The organism is Kosakonia sacchari SP1 (assembly GCF_000300455.3).
Taxonomy (GTDB): Bacteria; Pseudomonadota; Gammaproteobacteria; order Enterobacterales; family Enterobacteriaceae; genus Kosakonia; species Kosakonia sacchari.
In genome coordinates, this window is the sequence record NZ_CP007215.2 from 1,500,252 (window position 1) to 1,516,170 (window position 15,919).

Annotated in this window: 17 protein-coding genes; 15 read left to right on the forward strand and 2 right to left on the reverse strand. The window is 55.1% G+C overall.

What is annotated here, in order from left to right:
- Positions 1-18: 18 nt before the first annotated feature.
- Positions 19-1,026, reverse strand: a complete 1,008-nt coding sequence (gene flk / locus C813_RS30170; RefSeq protein WP_025263899.1) for a flagella biosynthesis regulator Flk — start codon at positions 1,024-1,026, stop codon at positions 19-21.
- Between the two features lie 111 nt (positions 1,027-1,137).
- Here flk and pdxB point away from each other — a divergent pair, with 111 nt between their 5' ends.
- The 15 genes from pdxB to hisP all read left to right on the forward strand — a co-directional run bounded on the left by pdxB (position 1,138) and on the right by hisP (position 15,342).
- Complete coding sequence (gene pdxB / locus C813_RS30175) at positions 1,138-2,274, forward strand: 4-phosphoerythronate dehydrogenase PdxB (protein WP_017458630.1); 1,137 nt, start codon at positions 1,138-1,140, stop codon at positions 2,272-2,274.
- 64 nt (positions 2,275-2,338) lie between these two features.
- On the forward strand, positions 2,339-3,352 hold the full coding sequence (locus tag C813_RS30180) for an aspartate-semialdehyde dehydrogenase (protein WP_017458629.1): 1,014 nt from the start codon (positions 2,339-2,341) through the stop codon (positions 3,350-3,352).
- On the forward strand, positions 3,352-4,164 hold the full coding sequence (gene truA, locus C813_RS30185) for a tRNA pseudouridine(38-40) synthase TruA (RefSeq protein WP_017458628.1): 813 nt from the start codon (positions 3,352-3,354) through the stop codon (positions 4,162-4,164). The genes C813_RS30180 and truA overlap by 1 nt, the downstream gene beginning before the upstream one ends.
- A gap of 27 nt (positions 4,165-4,191) precedes the next feature.
- Positions 4,192-4,851, forward strand: coding sequence for a DedA family protein (locus C813_RS30190; protein ID WP_017458627.1), 660 nt, complete (start codon positions 4,192-4,194; stop codon positions 4,849-4,851).
- A 103-nt stretch (positions 4,852-4,954) separates the two neighbouring features.
- The gene (gene accD / locus C813_RS30195; RefSeq protein WP_017458626.1) at positions 4,955-5,869 is read left to right on the forward strand and encodes an acetyl-CoA carboxylase, carboxyltransferase subunit beta; all 915 of its coding nucleotides are present in this window, start codon (positions 4,955-4,957) and stop codon (positions 5,867-5,869) included.
- Between the two features lie 70 nt (positions 5,870-5,939).
- Positions 5,940-7,211, forward strand: a complete 1,272-nt coding sequence (folC, locus tag C813_RS30200; protein ID WP_017458625.1) for a bifunctional tetrahydrofolate synthase/dihydrofolate synthase — start codon at positions 5,940-5,942, stop codon at positions 7,209-7,211.
- Complete coding sequence (gene dedD / locus C813_RS30205; RefSeq protein WP_017458624.1) at positions 7,201-7,902, forward strand: cell division protein DedD; 702 nt, start codon at positions 7,201-7,203, stop codon at positions 7,900-7,902. The genes folC and dedD overlap by 11 nt, the downstream gene beginning before the upstream one ends.
- Before the next feature lie 210 nt (positions 7,903-8,112).
- Positions 8,113-8,601, forward strand: coding sequence for a colicin V production protein (gene cvpA, locus C813_RS30210; RefSeq protein WP_017458623.1), 489 nt, complete (start codon positions 8,113-8,115; stop codon positions 8,599-8,601).
- Positions 8,602-8,781: 180 nt separating this feature from the next.
- Positions 8,782-10,299, forward strand: a complete 1,518-nt coding sequence (gene purF, locus C813_RS30215; RefSeq protein WP_017458622.1) for an amidophosphoribosyltransferase — start codon at positions 8,782-8,784, stop codon at positions 10,297-10,299.
- Positions 10,300-10,391: 92 nt separating this feature from the next.
- Positions 10,392-10,973 (forward strand): UbiX family flavin prenyltransferase, encoded by a 582-nt coding sequence (locus tag C813_RS30220; RefSeq protein ID WP_017458621.1) that lies wholly within the window; start codon positions 10,392-10,394, stop codon positions 10,971-10,973.
- A 272-nt stretch (positions 10,974-11,245) separates the two neighbouring features.
- On the forward strand, positions 11,246-12,028 hold the full coding sequence (argT, locus tag C813_RS30225; RefSeq protein WP_017458620.1) for a lysine/arginine/ornithine ABC transporter substrate-binding protein ArgT: 783 nt from the start codon (positions 11,246-11,248) through the stop codon (positions 12,026-12,028).
- A 267-nt stretch (positions 12,029-12,295) separates the two neighbouring features.
- Positions 12,296-13,078, forward strand: coding sequence for a histidine ABC transporter substrate-binding protein HisJ (hisJ, locus tag C813_RS30230; protein ID WP_017458619.1), 783 nt, complete (start codon positions 12,296-12,298; stop codon positions 13,076-13,078).
- An 83-nt stretch (positions 13,079-13,161) separates the two neighbouring features.
- Positions 13,162-13,848 (forward strand): histidine ABC transporter permease HisQ, encoded by a 687-nt coding sequence (locus C813_RS30235; RefSeq protein WP_017458618.1) that lies wholly within the window; start codon positions 13,162-13,164, stop codon positions 13,846-13,848.
- Positions 13,845-14,561: an ABC transporter permease gene (locus C813_RS30240; protein ID WP_017458617.1), complete on the forward strand. Its 717-nt coding sequence runs from the start codon at positions 13,845-13,847 to the stop codon at positions 14,559-14,561. Before C813_RS30235 ends, C813_RS30240 begins: the two co-directional genes overlap by 4 nt.
- 7 nt (positions 14,562-14,568) lie before the next feature.
- The gene (gene hisP, locus C813_RS30245) at positions 14,569-15,342 is read left to right on the forward strand and encodes a histidine ABC transporter ATP-binding protein HisP (protein WP_017458616.1); all 774 of its coding nucleotides are present in this window, start codon (positions 14,569-14,571) and stop codon (positions 15,340-15,342) included.
- 6 nt (positions 15,343-15,348) lie between these two features.
- On the opposite strand, the gene C813_RS30250 is transcribed toward hisP, so the two are convergent.
- Positions 15,349-15,915, reverse strand: a complete 567-nt coding sequence (locus tag C813_RS30250; protein ID WP_017458615.1) for a hypothetical protein — start codon at positions 15,913-15,915, stop codon at positions 15,349-15,351.
- Between the last annotated feature and the right edge of the window lie 4 nt (positions 15,916-15,919).

Below are 15,919 nucleotides of genomic sequence, written 5' to 3' on the forward strand. Positions count from 1 at the left end.
CCAGCGGAGGGGATTTTTTTAACTGAGTAGCCAGAACAGGAACGCGACGATCAGCAGGGCGATAAAGAAGAAACCCGGACGGGTAGAAATTGCCTTAACCGTCTCGACAATCGGTGCGACGAACGGGCTGTAAATCGGCTGGATATCGCGTACCTCAATCATCCCCGACGCCCGCTCGGTGCGGCGCAAGAACACATGATTAAGAATATCCTGCACCTGCGCGGTGGTTAGCACCGTCTGCGGCGTCGCTTGCCATGTCTGCTGCGCGTACTCGGTAATGCTGCGCATCTCGTTGTTATCCAGCGGTTGTTTCAGCACCGTCTGGATGACATGCAGCGTCGGTGCGGGATGCGTGCTCAATGTCTGACGCGCCTGCAGCCAGGTCATCAGCGGCGTAAAGTGTTTTGCCGGGATCAGTTCGCCGCTTTTCACGCCGGACAGCTCCATCATCGATTGCCAGATAAGTTTGCCCGACTCGCCGGTAGCTGCGGTCAGTTTGATAACCGCTTGGTTGAGCGAGTTATGCTCCGCAGGCAACAATGGGCGCTCGGTGGACGGACGCTGTTGCGGTTGCGGAATGGTGATTTGGTTGTTTTGCAGCATCGTCAGCACCGTTTTCAACTGCTGCGGTGTCAGCTGGCTTAGCGCCGTCTGCCCGAACTGCTGGCGAATAAAATCACTCACCGCCTGGCGATTATTCCCCTGGCTTAACAGCTCCGTCAACTGTGACACCAACTGGCGAGTTGTGTGGTTCTGCGTTGCCGTCTCTACGCGCTGGTTGAGGTTCTGTTCCGCCGCCGGAAAATGGCGGGAAAGCAGCGGCGTGTCGTTCTTCAGCCCTAAATCATGCTTAACGCCCGCCCACACTTCCGCGCTCTGCTGTTGGGTCAGCGCAATCAGGCGAATAACCAGACGCTCGAGCACGGTGCGCTGCATCGTGGATAACGGTTGTTCGCCGATATTATTAGCGGCTGGAGCTGGCTCTTGCCCGGGAGGGCGCGCGGGGGCACCCTGAATGGGTTGAATCATGGTTTCCTCTTACTCTCGCGTGGCGGTGGCGGCATTGCGGGTATGCCCGGCCGCGAGATTATGGCACACTTGCGCGCTCAACTCCCGTTCTCAAACAGGTACTGAAGCGTGAAAATCCTTGTTGATGAAAATATGCCTTACGCCCGCGATCTTTTTAGTCGCCTTGGCGAGGTAAAAGCGGTTCCCGGTCGCCCGATTCCCGTGGCGGAACTGGCTGATGCGGACGCCTTAATGGTGCGCTCTGTCACGAAGGTGAATGACGGTTTATTACAGGGCACGGGGATCAAATTTGTCGGCACGGCGACGGCAGGCACCGACCATGTTGATGAGGCGTTTTTGCAACAGGCGGGCATTGCCTTTTCCGCCGCGCCAGGCTGCAACGCGATTGCGGTCGTCGAATATGTTTTCTCCTCGCTGCTGATGCTGGCGGAGCGCGACGGCTTTGCGTTGCAGGATCGCACCGTCGGTATCGTGGGTGTCGGTAATGTGGGCGGTCGCTTACAGGCGCGGCTGGAAGCGTTTGGTGTTCGTACATTGTTGTGCGACCCGCCGCGCGCCGATCGTGGCGACGACGGGGATTTCCGCAGCCTGGATGAACTGGTGCAAGAAGCCGATGTGCTGACATTCCATACGCCGCTGTTTAAAGACGGGCCGTATAAAACGCTGCACCTGGCGGATGATGCGCTGCTTTCGCGCCTGAAGCCTGGCACTATTCTGATAAATGCCTGTCGTGGGCCGGTAGTCGATAACGCTGCGCTGCTGCAACATTTGCAGGCCGGGCAGGCGTTGAGTGTGGTGCTGGACGTGTGGGAACCGGAGCCAGATCTTAATGTCGACTTGCTTAACCTTGTCGATATCGGGACGGCGCATATCGCCGGGTACACCCTTGAAGGGAAAGCGCGCGGCACTACGCAAGTGTTTGAAGCCTTTAGCGATTTTCTCGGCAAGCGCCAGCAAGTGGCGCTCGACACGCTGCTGCCCGCACCAGAGTTTGGTCGCATCACGCTGCATGGCCCGCTTGATCAGTCAACGCTAAAAAGGCTGGTGCATTTGGTGTATGATGTGCGCCGCGACGATGCGCTGCTGCGAAAAGTAGCGGGCACGCCGGGTGAGTTTGATAAGCTGCGCAAAAATTACCTTGAGCGCCGTGAATGGTCATCGCTGTATGTGCAGTGCGATGACGCCAGCGCCGCCGCGCTGCTGCAACAGCTTGGCTTCAACGCCACGCATAACCCGGCACGTTAATGTCATCTTAATGCTCCCTGCTGAATATGACGGCGGGGACGCTTTTTTCCTGGAGTAAATCACCATGTCTGAAGGCTGGAATATTGCCGTTCTCGGCGCCACGGGCGCTGTCGGAGAAGCCTTGCTCGAAACGTTAGCGGAGCGCCAGTTCCCGGTTGGCGAAGTGTATGCGCTGGCCAGAAGCGAAAGTGCCGGTGAAAATCTGCGTTTTGCCGGTAAAACCGTGCGTGTGGAAGATGCCGCCGGGTTTGACTGGACGCAGGCGCAACTGGCCTTTTTCGTCGCGGGAGCGCAGGCTTCGGCGACCTATATTGAAGAGGCGACCAACGCTGGTTGCCTGGTGATCGACAACAGCGGTCTGTTTGCCCTGGAGCCGGATGTGCCGCTGGTGATGCCGGATGTTAACCCGTTCGTACTGGCGGATTATCGTAATCGCAACATTATTGCCGTGCCGGATAGTCTCACCAGCCAGTTGCTGGCGGCACTGAAACCGCTGATTGATGAAGGCGGTTTATCTCGCGTGAGCGTAACCTGTCTGCTGTCCGTTTCCCGCAACGGCAAGCAGGCGGTGGATGCGCTGGCCGGGCAGAGCGCCAAACTGTTGAACGGTATCCCGATTGATGAAGACGACTATTTTGGCCGCCAGTTGGCGTTCAACATGCTGCCGCTGCTGTCGGACAGCGAAGGCAGCGTGCGTGAAGAGCGGGTTCTCGTCGATCAGATGCGCAAAATTTTGCAGGACGAAGGACTGATGATCTCGGCGAATTGCGTACAGTCGCCGGTATTTTACGGCCACGCGCAGATGGTGAGCTTTGAAGCGATTCGTCCACTGGCGGCGGAAGAGGCACGCGATGCGTTCAGCCGCTTTGAAGATATCGCGCTCTCTGAAGCGGGGGAGTTCCCGACACAGGTTGGCGATGCCTCCGGCCAGGCGCACCTTTCCGTAGGTTGCGTGCGTAACGATTACGGTATGCCGGAGCAGGTGCAGTTCTGGTCGGTTGCCGATAACGTACGTTTTGGCGGTGCGCTGATGGCGGTGAAAGTCGCTGAAAAATTGGTTCAGGAGTATCTGTACTGATGCAGGACGAGCTAAAAGCGCCGGTCTACAAAATCGCGCTTGGCATTGAGTATGACGGCAGCAAGTATTACGGCTGGCAACGTCAGCAGGAAGTACGCAGCGTGCAGGAGAAGCTGGAGAAAGCGCTCTCGCAGGTGGCCAACGAGCCCATTAACGTGTTCTGCGCCGGGCGTACCGACGCAGGCGTACACGCGACCGGCCAGGTGGTGCATTTTGAAACCACGGCGCTGCGCAAAGACGCAGCCTGGACGCTGGGTGTAAATGCGAATTTGCCTGGTGACATCGCGGTACGTTGGGTCAAAGATGTCCCGGATGATTTTCATGCGCGTTTTAGCGCCACGGCTCGCCGTTACCGCTATGTCATCTACAATCATCGTTTGCGCCCGGCGGTGCTCGGTCACGGTGTGACGCACTATCACCAGCCGCTGGACGCGGAGCGCATGCACCGTGCGGCGCAGTGTCTGCTTGGTGAAAACGACTTTACCTCGTTTCGCGCGGTGCAGTGTCAGTCGCGCACGCCGTGGCGCAACCTGATGCATATCAACGTCAGCCGTTACGGCGCTTATATTGTGGTCGATATCAAAGCCAATGCCTTTGTGCATCATATGGTCAGGAATATTGTCGGCAGCCTGATGGAAGTAGGCGCCCACAACCAGCCGGAGAGCTGGATAGCAGAGTTGCTGGCGGTAAAGGACAGAACGCTGGCGGCAGCAACGGCGAAAGCGGAAGGGCTCTATCTGGTGTCGGTGGATTATCCCGCGCGCTTTGAGCTTCCCGCTGCGCCAATGGGCCCGCTGTTCCTGGCGGACTAGTCGCAATTTAAAAAGGCATAACCAGACATGGACTTAATACACTTCCTTATTGATTTCATCCTGCATATTGATGTGCACCTGGCGGAGCTGGTAGCGCAATACGGCATCTGGGTTTACGCCATCCTGTTCCTGATCCTGTTTTGCGAAACCGGCCTGGTGGTGACCCCGTTTTTGCCGGGTGATTCGCTGCTGTTTGTCGCTGGTGCGCTGGCCTCGCTTGGCACCAACGATCTGAATGTCCATATGATGGTGGTGCTGATGTTGGTCGCCGCGATTGCGGGCGATGCGGTGAATTACACCATTGGACGTTTATTTGGTGAGCGTTTATTCAGCAATCCGGATTCAAAGATTTTCCGTCGCAGCTATCTCGATAAAACGCATCAGTTTTATGAGAAGCACGGGGGAAAAACGATTATCCTGGCGCGTTTTGTGCCGATCGTGCGTACTTTTGCACCTTTTGTCGCTGGCATGGGGCATATGTCCTATCGTCACTTCGCGCTGTTCAACGTGGCTGGCGCGCTGCTGTGGGTATTACTGTTCACCTACGCAGGCTATTTCTTTGGCACCATCCCGGCGATTCAGGAGAATCTTAAGCTGCTGATTGTGGGAATTATCGTGGTGTCTATACTTCCCGGAGTGTTTGAAGTTATTCGTCATCGTCGCGCCGCGTCGCGACAGGCAAAATAAGAAGTCAGTGGCGGTTCGACCACTTTTTTATCCCAAGTTGCGAACCGTTATGTTTTAATGTGCACCATTTATGGGCTACCAGGTTCATGTATAAAGGTTATCAATGAGCTGGATTGAAAGAATTAAGAGCAACATTACCCCCACCCGTAAGGCGAGCATTCCTGAAGGCGTGTGGACAAAATGCGACAGCTGCGGCCAGGTGCTGTATCGCGCCGAGCTGGAGCGTAACCTTGAGGTCTGCCCGAAATGTGACCACCACATGCGGATGTCAGCGCGTAATCGCCTGCATAGCCTGCTGGATGAAGGTTCACTGGTAGAACTGGGTAGCGAACTTGAGCCGAAAGATGTGCTGAAGTTCCGCGACTCCAAAAAATACAAAGACCGTCTGGCGACAGCGCAGAAGGAAACCGGCGAGAAAGACGCGCTGGTGGTAATGAAAGGCACGCTGCACGGCATGCCAGTTGTGGCCGCAGCGTTTGAGTTCGCCTTTATGGGCGGCTCCATGGGTTCGGTTGTCGGCGCGCGTTTTGTACGTGCGGTCGAGCAGGCGCTGGAAGACAACTGCCCGCTTATCTGCTTCTCCGCTTCCGGCGGTGCGCGTATGCAGGAAGCGCTGATGTCGCTGATGCAGATGGCGAAAACCTCTGCCGCGCTGGCGAAAATGCAGGAGCGCGGTCTGCCGTATATCTCCGTGTTGACCGACCCGACCATGGGCGGCGTCTCCGCAAGCTTCGCGATGCTGGGCGATCTGAACATCGCTGAGCCGAAGGCGTTGATTGGTTTTGCCGGTCCGCGCGTTATCGAGCAAACCGTGCGTGAAAAACTACCGCCGGGCTTCCAGCGCAGTGAGTTCCTGATTGAAAAAGGCGCAATCGATATGATTATCCGCCGCCCGGAACTGCGCCTTAAACTGGCGCGTATCCTGGCGAAGCTGATGAATCTGCCGTCGCCGGAACCGGAAGAAACGTTGACGGGCACGGTGATGCCGTCACCGACCGATCAGGAAGGCGAAGCCTGATAATACCGAAGGGCAGAGCCAACAGGCTCTGCCCTTTTGCTTTTCAAACCGTACATTATTAACGGGCATCATGGACACAAAACGCATTCCGCAAGCCACGTCGCCCCTGGCCGCGTGGCTTTCTTATCTGGAAAACCTGCACAGTAAAACCATCGATTTGGGCCTTGAACGCGTAAGCCAGGTGGCGGCGCGTCTTGATGTGCTCCGTCCCGCGCCGTTTGTCTTTACCGTTGCCGGAACCAATGGCAAAGGCACGACCTGCCGTACCCTGGAATCCATCTTACTGGCGGCGGGTTATCGCGTCGGCGTTTACAGTTCACCGCATCTGGTGCGTTACACCGAGCGCGTGCGCGTGCAGGGTGATGAGCTGGCCGAGAGCGCTCATACTCACTCGTTTGCCGAAATTGAAGCGGTGCGTGGCGATATTTCGCTGAGTTATTTTGAATATGGCACCCTGTCGGCGCTGTGGCTGTTTAAACAGGCGCAGCTTGACGTGGTGATCCTTGAAGTCGGCCTTGGTGGTCGCCTGGACGCGACCAATCTGGTCGATGCCGATGTCGCCGTTGTCACCAGCATTGCGCTTGATCATACCGACTGGCTGGGACCAGATCGTGAAAGTATTGGCCGCGAAAAAGCGGGGATCTTCCGCGCCGGGAAACCGGCGGTGGTGGGCGAACCGGACATGCCGCACACCATTGCCGAGGTGGCGCAGGAAAAAGGTGCTAAATTGCTGCGTCGCGGCGTGGACTGGCAGTATGACGTGGGCGCTGATAGCTGGCGTTTTCGCGATGCGCAGGGCGAGCTGAACGGATTGCCGCTACCGCAGGTGCCGCAGCCAAATGCCGCAACGGCTTTAGCCGCGCTGCGCGCCAGCAAGCTGGCGGTGAACGAGCAGGCTATCCGCGACGGCATCGCCGGGGCGATTTTACCCGGACGCTTCCAGATTGTGAGCGAATCGCCGCGTCTTATTCTCGATGTCGCGCATAATCCTCACGCGGCAGGTTATCTTGCCGATCGTCTTTCCGCGCAGCCGAAAACCGGGCGTGTGCTGGCAGTGATCGGTATGCTGCATGATAAAGACATCGCCGGAACGCTTGCCTGTCTGGAGCCAGTGGTCGATAGCTGGTATTGTGCCCCTCTGGAAGGGCCGCGCGGTGCGACAGCGGAACAACTGCTGGAACATCTGCAAACCGGTCGTGCATGGCCGGATGTCGCGCAGGCCTGGCAGGCGGCAATGGCGGACGCTAACGCCTGCGATACCGTGCTGGTGTGTGGCTCGTTCCACACGGTGGCGCATGTCATGGAAGCGATGGAAAAAGCGGGGAGAACCGGTGGCAAGTAAGTTTCAGAACCGTTTGATGGGTACCATTGTGCTGGTCGCTCTCGGGGTGATTATTCTCCCTGGGCTACTCGACGGGCAGAAAAAGCATTACCAGGATGAATTCGCAGCAATTCCGCTGGTGCCGAAACCCGGCGATCGCGATGAGCCGGATATGATGCCTGCGGCAACGCAAGCGTTACCGGCGCAGCCGCCGGAAGGGGCTGCTGAAGAGGTGCGCGCCGGTAACGCGGCTGCGCCATCGCTGGATTCGTCGCGCCTGGCGGCAAACGACAACCCGGACCCGGAAGTGACCAGTACGCCAGTAGAACAGCCCAAACCAAAACCTGTCGAGAAGCCGCAGCCAAAACCGCAACCGCAGCAGCAGGCACAACCGCCAGCCGCGCGTGAGCAGCAGACGGCGGCCAGCGACGCGCCGGCGAAAGCGCAGGAAGATAAATCCGCGCCGACCGGTAAAGCGTATGTGGTGCAACTGGGCGCGCTGAAAAACGCCGATAAAGTGAATGAAGTGGTGGGCAAATTGCGTGGCGCGGGGTATCGCGTTTACACGTCGCCGACGACGCCAGTTCAGGGTAAAATCACCCGCATTCTGGTGGGACCGGATGCATCACGGGACAAGCTAAAAGATTCGCTCGGCGAGCTTAAACAGATCTCGGGTTTAAGCGGTGTCGTCATGAACTATAGCGCGAATTAATGGCTGAAACGTGCCTCACGTTTTGAGGTAAGTGGGTAAGAGAAGCCAATAATTACCACGCCCGAAGAGGCCAAAGTTCCGATGGCGTTGAATATTTTTTCAGCGCCATTTTTATTTCCGCGCGGGAAGGAAATCCCTACGCAAACGTTTTCTTTTTCTGTTAGAATGCGCCCCGAACTGGACGACAGGGCGTAAAATCGTGGGACACATATGGTCTGGATTGATTACGCCATCATTGCGGTGATTGGTTTTTCTTGTCTGGTAAGCCTGATCCGCGGCTTTGTTCGTGAAGCGTTATCACTGGTGACATGGGGCTGTGCTTTCTTTGTTGCCAGTCATTACTACACTTACCTGTCTGTCTGGTTCACGGGCTTTGAAGACGAACTGGTACGCAATGGCATCGCCATCGCGGTCCTGTTTATCGCGACGCTGATTGTTGGCGCTATCGTTAACTATGTGATCGGTGCGCTGGTGGAGAAAACCGGCCTGTCGGGTACAGACAGGGTGTTGGGGATCTGTTTTGGCGCGCTACGCGGCGTGCTGATCGTCGCCGCCATTCTGTTCTTTCTGGATACCTTTACAGGCCTGTCGAAGAGTGAAGACTGGCAGAAGTCGCAGCTTATCCCGCAATTCAGCTTCATTATCAGGTGGTTCTTTGACTATCTGCAAAGCTCGTCGAGTTTCTTGCCCAGGGTATAAACCCTGAGATGTGGCTTAGAGTTTGGTGTATTAGGCTATTTTACTCGCCATTTTGAACCTGGGCAGTGCTCACAATCCTCGCGTACTACGTATACGCTCCGGTTGTTGCGCGCTGTCCGTGTTCAAACTGTCTTCGACAATTACGCCTACTAAACCAAACTCTTAACGAGGAAAAGACGTATGTGCGGTATTGTCGGTATCGCCGGTTTTATGCCGGTAAACCAGTCGATTTATGACGCGTTGACGGTGCTTCAGCACCGTGGGCAGGATGCTGCGGGCATCATCACTATTGATGCCAATAACTGTTTCCGTCTGCGTAAAGCGAACGGCATGGTGAGTGATGTATTTGAAGCCCGCCATATGCAGCGTATGCAGGGCAATATGGGTATTGGTCACGTACGTTATCCCACGGCGGGCAGCTCCAGCGCTTCAGAAGCGCAGCCTTTTTACGTTAACTCCCCGTACGGCATTACGCTTGCGCATAACGGCAATCTGACCAACGCGCACGAACTACGTAAAAAGCTGTTCGAAGAGAAGCGTCGCCACATAAACACCACTTCTGATTCTGAAATCCTGCTCAATATCTTTGCCAGCGAGCTGGATAACTTCCGCCACTATCCCCTGGAAGCAGACAACATTTTTGCCGCCATTGCCGCCACCAACCGCCAGATCCGCGGTGCGTACGCTTGTGTGGCGATGATCATCGGTCACGGCATGGTTGCGTTCCGCGACCCGAATGGCATTCGCCCGCTGGTACTTGGTAAGCGTGAGATTGGCGATGGCCGCACCGAATATATGGTCGCCTCTGAAAGCGTGGCGCTTGATACGCTGGGCTTCGAATTCCTGCGTGATATCGCGCCGGGCGAAGCGGTGTATATCACTGAAAAAGGCCAGTTGTTCAGCCGTCAGTGCGCGGACAACCCGGTCAGCAACCCGTGCCTGTTCGAGTACGTTTACTTTGCGCGCCCGGACTCGTTCATCGACAAAATTTCCGTCTACAGCGCGCGTGTCAACATGGGCACCAAACTTGGCGAAAAGATTGCTCGCGAGTGGGAAGATCTGGATATCGACGTGGTGATTCCGATTCCGGAAACCTCCTGCGATATCGCACTGGAAATTGCCCGTATTCTCGGCAAACCATACCGCCAGGGTTTTGTGAAAAACCGTTATGTTGGCCGCACCTTTATCATGCCGGGCCAACAGTTGCGCCGTAAGTCTGTGCGCCGCAAACTGAACGCCAACCGCGCCGAGTTCCGCGATAAGAACGTGTTACTGGTGGATGACTCTATCGTACGTGGCACCACTTCTGAGCAGATTATCGAGATGGCGCGTGAAGCGGGTGCGAAGAAGGTGTATCTCGCTTCTGCCGCCCCGGAAATTCGTTTCCCGAACGTCTATGGTATTGATATGCCAACGGCAAATGAGCTGATTGCGCACGGTCGTGAAGTGGACGAAATCCGCCAGATAATTGGTGCTGACGGGCTGATTTTCCAGGATCTTAACGATTTGATTGATGCGGTGCGCGCCGAGAACCCGGATATTCAGCAGTTTGAATGCTCGGTATTTAATGGTGTCTACGTCACCAAAGATGTCGATCAGCAATACCTCGATTATCTCGACTCCCTGCGTAATGATGACGCCAAAGCGGTGCAGCTTCAGAACGAAGTGGAAAGTTTAGAGATGCATAACGAAGGTTGATCCTCCTGTGCCCCTCGCTCTGAGGGGCGCAATCTGTTGCAACGCCCTCTATAATCAGGCAAAGTTCGTGCGTGTAAAAAGGGGCAACAATCATGAAACGACTCATTGTGGGGATCTCTGGCGCCAGCGGTGCTATCTACGGCGTGCGCCTGCTGCAGGTGCTGCGTGACGTGGCGGAAGTAGAAACCCATCTGGTCATGAGTCAGGCCGCCCGCCAGACCCTCTCTCTGGAAACCGACTACTCACTGCGCGATGTGCAGTCGCTGGCGAACGTGGTGCACGACGCGCGCGATATCGCTGCCAGCATCTCTTCCGGTTCGTTTAAAACCGCAGGCATGGTGATTTTGCCGTGCTCGATTAAAACCCTTTCCGGCATTGTGCACAGTTATACCGACAGTCTGCTGACGCGTGCGGCGGACGTGGTGCTCAAAGAGCGCAGACCGTTGGTGTTGTGCGTGCGTGAAACGCCGTTGCATCTTGGGCACCTGCGTTTGATGACGCAAGCGGCGGAACTAGGCGCGGTAATTATGCCGCCGGTTCCGGCGTTTTATCATCGCCCGCAAAGTTTGCAGGAGGTGGTTGATCAGACCGTCAACCGCGTGCTGGATCAGTTCGATATTGAATTACCGCACGACCTTTTTACCCGCTGGCAAGGGAGCGATGTCGCAAAATAGTGCGCCGCTTACCGGCATGCGCTTTTTTGGGGCAATTCTGCAAGCGCGATCATATCCTCAACATTTAATCCTCTTTTCGCTGTGTTAGCACTGCGGTTCGTTCAGCAGAGCTGCTATCTTTCATCATTAAGTAAGTTTGCAACGTTTTATTAACATATTTAACGCGGTGTTTTTTAACACCCGGGAAAGTGGCATAAGACGTGCAAGGTAACTGTCAGCAACACACAACACAACGTAATACAAAATAAAAACAGAACACTTGAGGGTAATGTATGAAGAAGACGGTTCTCGCTCTGTCTTTACTGCTGGGCCTGTCGGCGACGGCCAGCGTTTATGCAGCGCTTCCCCAGACGGTACGCATCGGTACGGATGCGACCTACGCGCCGTTCTCATCGAAAGATGCGAAAGGGAACTTCGTGGGTTTTGATATCGATCTTGGCAATGAAATGTGCAAGCGCATTCATGTGAAATGCACCTGGGTAGGCAGCGATTTTGACGCGCTGATCCCATCCCTGAAAGCGAAGAAAATCGATGCCATCATCTCTTCTCTGTCGATTACCGAAAAACGTCAGCAGGAGATCGCCTTCTCTGACAAGCTCTACGCCGCAGATTCCCGCCTGATTGCCGCCAAAGGCTCGCCGATTCAACCGACGCTGGAGTCGCTGAAAGGCAAGCATGTTGGCGTCCTGCAAGGCTCGACGCAGGAAGGTTACGCCAACGACAACTGGCGCAGCAAAGGCATCGATGTGGTGGCTTATCAGAACCAGGATCTGATTTATTCTGACCTCGCAGCAGGTCGTCTGGACGCCGCGTTCCAGGATGAAGTCGCCGCCAGCGAAGGCTTCCTGAAACAGCCCGCCGGGAAAGATTTTGCGTTTGCTGGCCCGTCAGTCAAAGACAAAAAATACTTCGGTGATGGCACCGGTATCGGCTTGCGCAAAGATGATACCGAGCTGAAAGCCGCCTTCGACAAAGCGTTTGCCGAACTGCGCAAAGACGGCACCTACGACAAACTCGCCAAGAAATACTTCGACTTTAACGTCTACGGCGATTAAGACTGGCTGACCCGCTATGCCGGGTCAAAAGGGAAAAACTGTGCCATGCCGGAAAATCGGCATGGTGCAGAGATACGGTGAATGCTCCATAACAGTGCATTTAATGCTTCGTGATGGTGCGTGAGTGCATAGTTAAGCATCCAGAATGCAAATTAAAGCCATTGTACAGCCATAATTTTTTGCCTTAATGGGGCATAAAGTGGCACGATAGCGGCACCGTATTGTGATGAGAATTCCCTTAGGGAAGACAGTCTGTTGAGGATAATGATGAAAAAACTGGTGTTATCTCTTTCTCTGGTGCTCGCTTTCTCCAGCGTTTCCAACGTGTTTGCCGCCATTCCACAAAAATTACGTATCGGTACCGATCCAACCTATGCGCCATTCGAATCGAAGAATGCGCAGGGGGAATTAGTGGGTTTTGATATCGATCTGGCAAAAGAGCTCTGTAAACGCATTAATACGCAATGTGTGTTTATCGAAAACCCACTCGACGCGCTGATCCCGTCGCTGAAAGCGAAAAAAATCGACGCCATTATGTCGTCGCTCTCGATTACGGAAAAACGTCAGCAGGAAATTGATTTTACCGACAAGCTCTACGCGGCGGATTCCCGCCTGGTTGTTGCGAAAGATTCTGATGTTCAGCCGGAGCTGGACAAACTGAAAGGCAAACGCATTGGCGTGCTGCAAGGCACCACGCAGGAAACCTACGGCAACGTGCATTGGGCGCCGAAAGGCGTAGAAATTGTCTCCTATCAGGGGCAGGACAATATTTACTCCGACCTGACTGCGGGCCGTATCGACGCGGCGTTTCAGGATGAAGTGGCTGCCAGCGAAGGTTTCCTGAAAACCCCGCAAGGCAAAGCCTATAAATTTGGTGGTCCTTCCATCAAAGACGAAAAACTGTTTGGCGTCGGTACCGGTATGGGCGTGCGTAAAGGCGACACCGAACTGCGCGACGCGCTGAATAAAGCCTTTGCAGAGATGCGTGCTGACGGGACTTACGAAAAGCTGGCGAAGAAATACTTTGATTTTGATGTTTACGGTGGTTAATACCACGCGTGATTAACGTGCGGCCCCTCCCGCTGTGGGAGGGGAAGAGACACGGCAATACCACATACGACAGGACTGGCTGCATGCTGTACGGGTTTTCTCAAGTCATTTTACAAGGCGCGCTGGTCACGCTGGAGCTGGCTCTCAGCTCTGTGGTGCTGGCGGTGCTGATTGGCCTGGCGGGCGCGGGCGCGAAGCTCTCGAAAAACCGGCTTCTCGCGCTGATCTTTGAAGGCTACACCACGCTTATCCGCGGTGTGCCGGATCTGGTGCTGATGCTGCTTATTTTTTACGGCCTGCAAATTGCGCTCAATGGCGTTACCGATGCGTTGGGCATGGAGCAGCTGGATATTGATCCGATGGTGGCGGGTATTATCACGCTCGGCTTTATCTACGGCGCCTATTTCACGGAAACCTTCCGCGGTGCTTATATGGCGGTGCCGAAGGGACACATTGAAGCCGCGACCGCCTTCGGTTTTACCGGTCGCCAGACTTTTCGCCGCATTCTGTTCCCGGCGATGATGCGTTACGCGCTGCCGGGCATTGGCAATAACTGGCAGGTGATCCTCAAAGCCACCGCGCTGGTCTCGCTGCTGGGGCTGGAAGATGTGGTCAAAGCCACGCAACTCGCCGGGAAAAGCACCTGGGAGCCTTTCTATTTCGCGATCGTCTGCGGCATTATTTATCTCATTTTTACAACGGCTTCCAATGGCGTACTGCTTCTGCTCGAACGTCGCTACTCGGTAGGTGTGAAGAGGGCTGACCTGTGATCGAGATTATTCAGGAGTACTGGAAATCCCTGCTGTGGAGCGACGGTTATCGCCTGACCGGCGTGGCGATCACGCTGTGGTTGCTGATCTCTTCGGTGGTAATGGGCGGCGTGATGGCGGTGTTTCTGGCTATCGGGCGCGTTTCCAGCAATAAGTTTATCCGCTTCCCGATTTGGTTATTCACCTATGTGTTTCGCGGCACGCCGCTGTATGTGCAATTGCTGGTGTTCTACTCCGGCATGTACACGCTGGAAGTGGTGAAAGGTACCGAATTGCTGAACGCCTTTTTCCGCAGTGGCCTTAACTGTACGGTGCTGGCGCTCACGCTCAACACCTGCGCCTATACAACCGAGATTTTCGCCGGGGCGATCCGCTCTGTGCCGCACGGTGAAATTGAAGCGGCGCGCGCATATGGTTTCTCCTCGTTCAAAATGTATCGCAGTATTATTCTGCCCTCGGCGTTGCGCATTGCGCTGCCAGCGTACAGCAATGAGGTGATTTTGATGCTGCACTCCACGGCGTTGGCGTTTACCGCCACGGTGCCGGATCTGTTGAAAATTGCTCGCGATATTAACTCTGCGACTTATCAGCCGTTTACCGCGTTTGGTCTTGCCGCAGTGCTGTATCTGATTATCTCTTATGTGCTGATTAGCCTCTTTCGCAAAGCGGAAAAGCGCTGGCTTCAGCATATGAAACCTTCTTCGACGCACTGAGAACACGATGTCTGAGAATAAATTAAACGTTATCGATCTACACAAGCGCTACGGCGAGCATGAAGTGCTGAAAGGGGTGTCGTTACAGGCGAACGCAGGTGATGTGATTAGCATCATTGGCTCTTCCGGCTCCGGTAAAAGTACGTTTCTGCGCTGCATTAACTTTCTCGAAAAACCGAGCGAAGGCTCGATTGTGGTTAATGGGCAGAATATCAACCTGGTGCGCGACAAAGACGGCCAGTTAAAAGTTGCCGATAAAAACCAGCTGCGTCTGCTGCGTACCCGCCTGACGATGGTGTTTCAGCACTTCAATTTGTGGAGCCATATGACGGTATTAGAAAACGTCATGGAAGCGCCTATTCAGGTACTTGGCTTGAGCAAGCAGGAAGCCCGCGAGCGTGCGGTGAAATACCTGGCGAAGGTCGGCATTGATACGATGCAGCAGCAAAAATACCCGGTGCATTTATCCGGTGGTCAGCAGCAGCGCGTTTCCATCGCCCGTGCGCTGGCGATGGAGCCGGAAGTGTTGCTGTTTGATGAGCCTACATCGGCGCTGGATCCGGAGCTGGTGGGTGAAGTGCTGCGCATCATGCAACAGCTGGCGGAAGAGGGGAAAACAATGGTGGTGGTAACCCATGAAATGGGGTTTGCCCGCCATGTTTCCACCCACGTTATCTTCCTGCATCAGGGCAAGATTGAAGAAGAAGGCACACCGGATGAGTTATTCGGCAATCCGAAAAGTCCGCGTTTGCAGCAGTTCCTCAAAGGTTCACTGAAATAAAGCACCTTAACGGGAAGGTGGCGAGACGGGCCACCATCCCTGTGGGATGCCGCTCGCTGAGATAAAACGATAATGAGTAAATACGGCGCCTCTGGCGCTGACACGTTTTTCCAGCTGTACTTTCTGCGCGCCGGGCACAACGATGGCATCGCGCGTGCACAGCTCAATCGGACGCTGAAGCCACTCGTCATAGAAACGTAACCCGGCTTCGCAGTGCTTACTCTTACTGATTGGCGGGCCAGGGTGACCAATCGAGAAAGCCACTTCGCTGTGTACCATCTCGTTTGCGCTATAGCTCACCCAGGCTTCCGGCACATTCCACAACGTCATCTCTGCGAACAAAACAAGGCCCAAAAACGTCAGCAGCCGGGTTTTGTTGCGGATGACTTTTTTCCTGCCGCACCATGTCGTTAATAACGCCACCAGCACGGCAATCGCCAGCATCACCAGCGTGTCAGGCGCGCCCGCCTGGAGGTAGACTTTATGGCTGAGTCTGCTGGAAAACAGTATCCAGATAATCCATATCGTGAACAGTACCAGATAAAGCCAAAACCGCGTTTTGCCGGATTTCATCCCT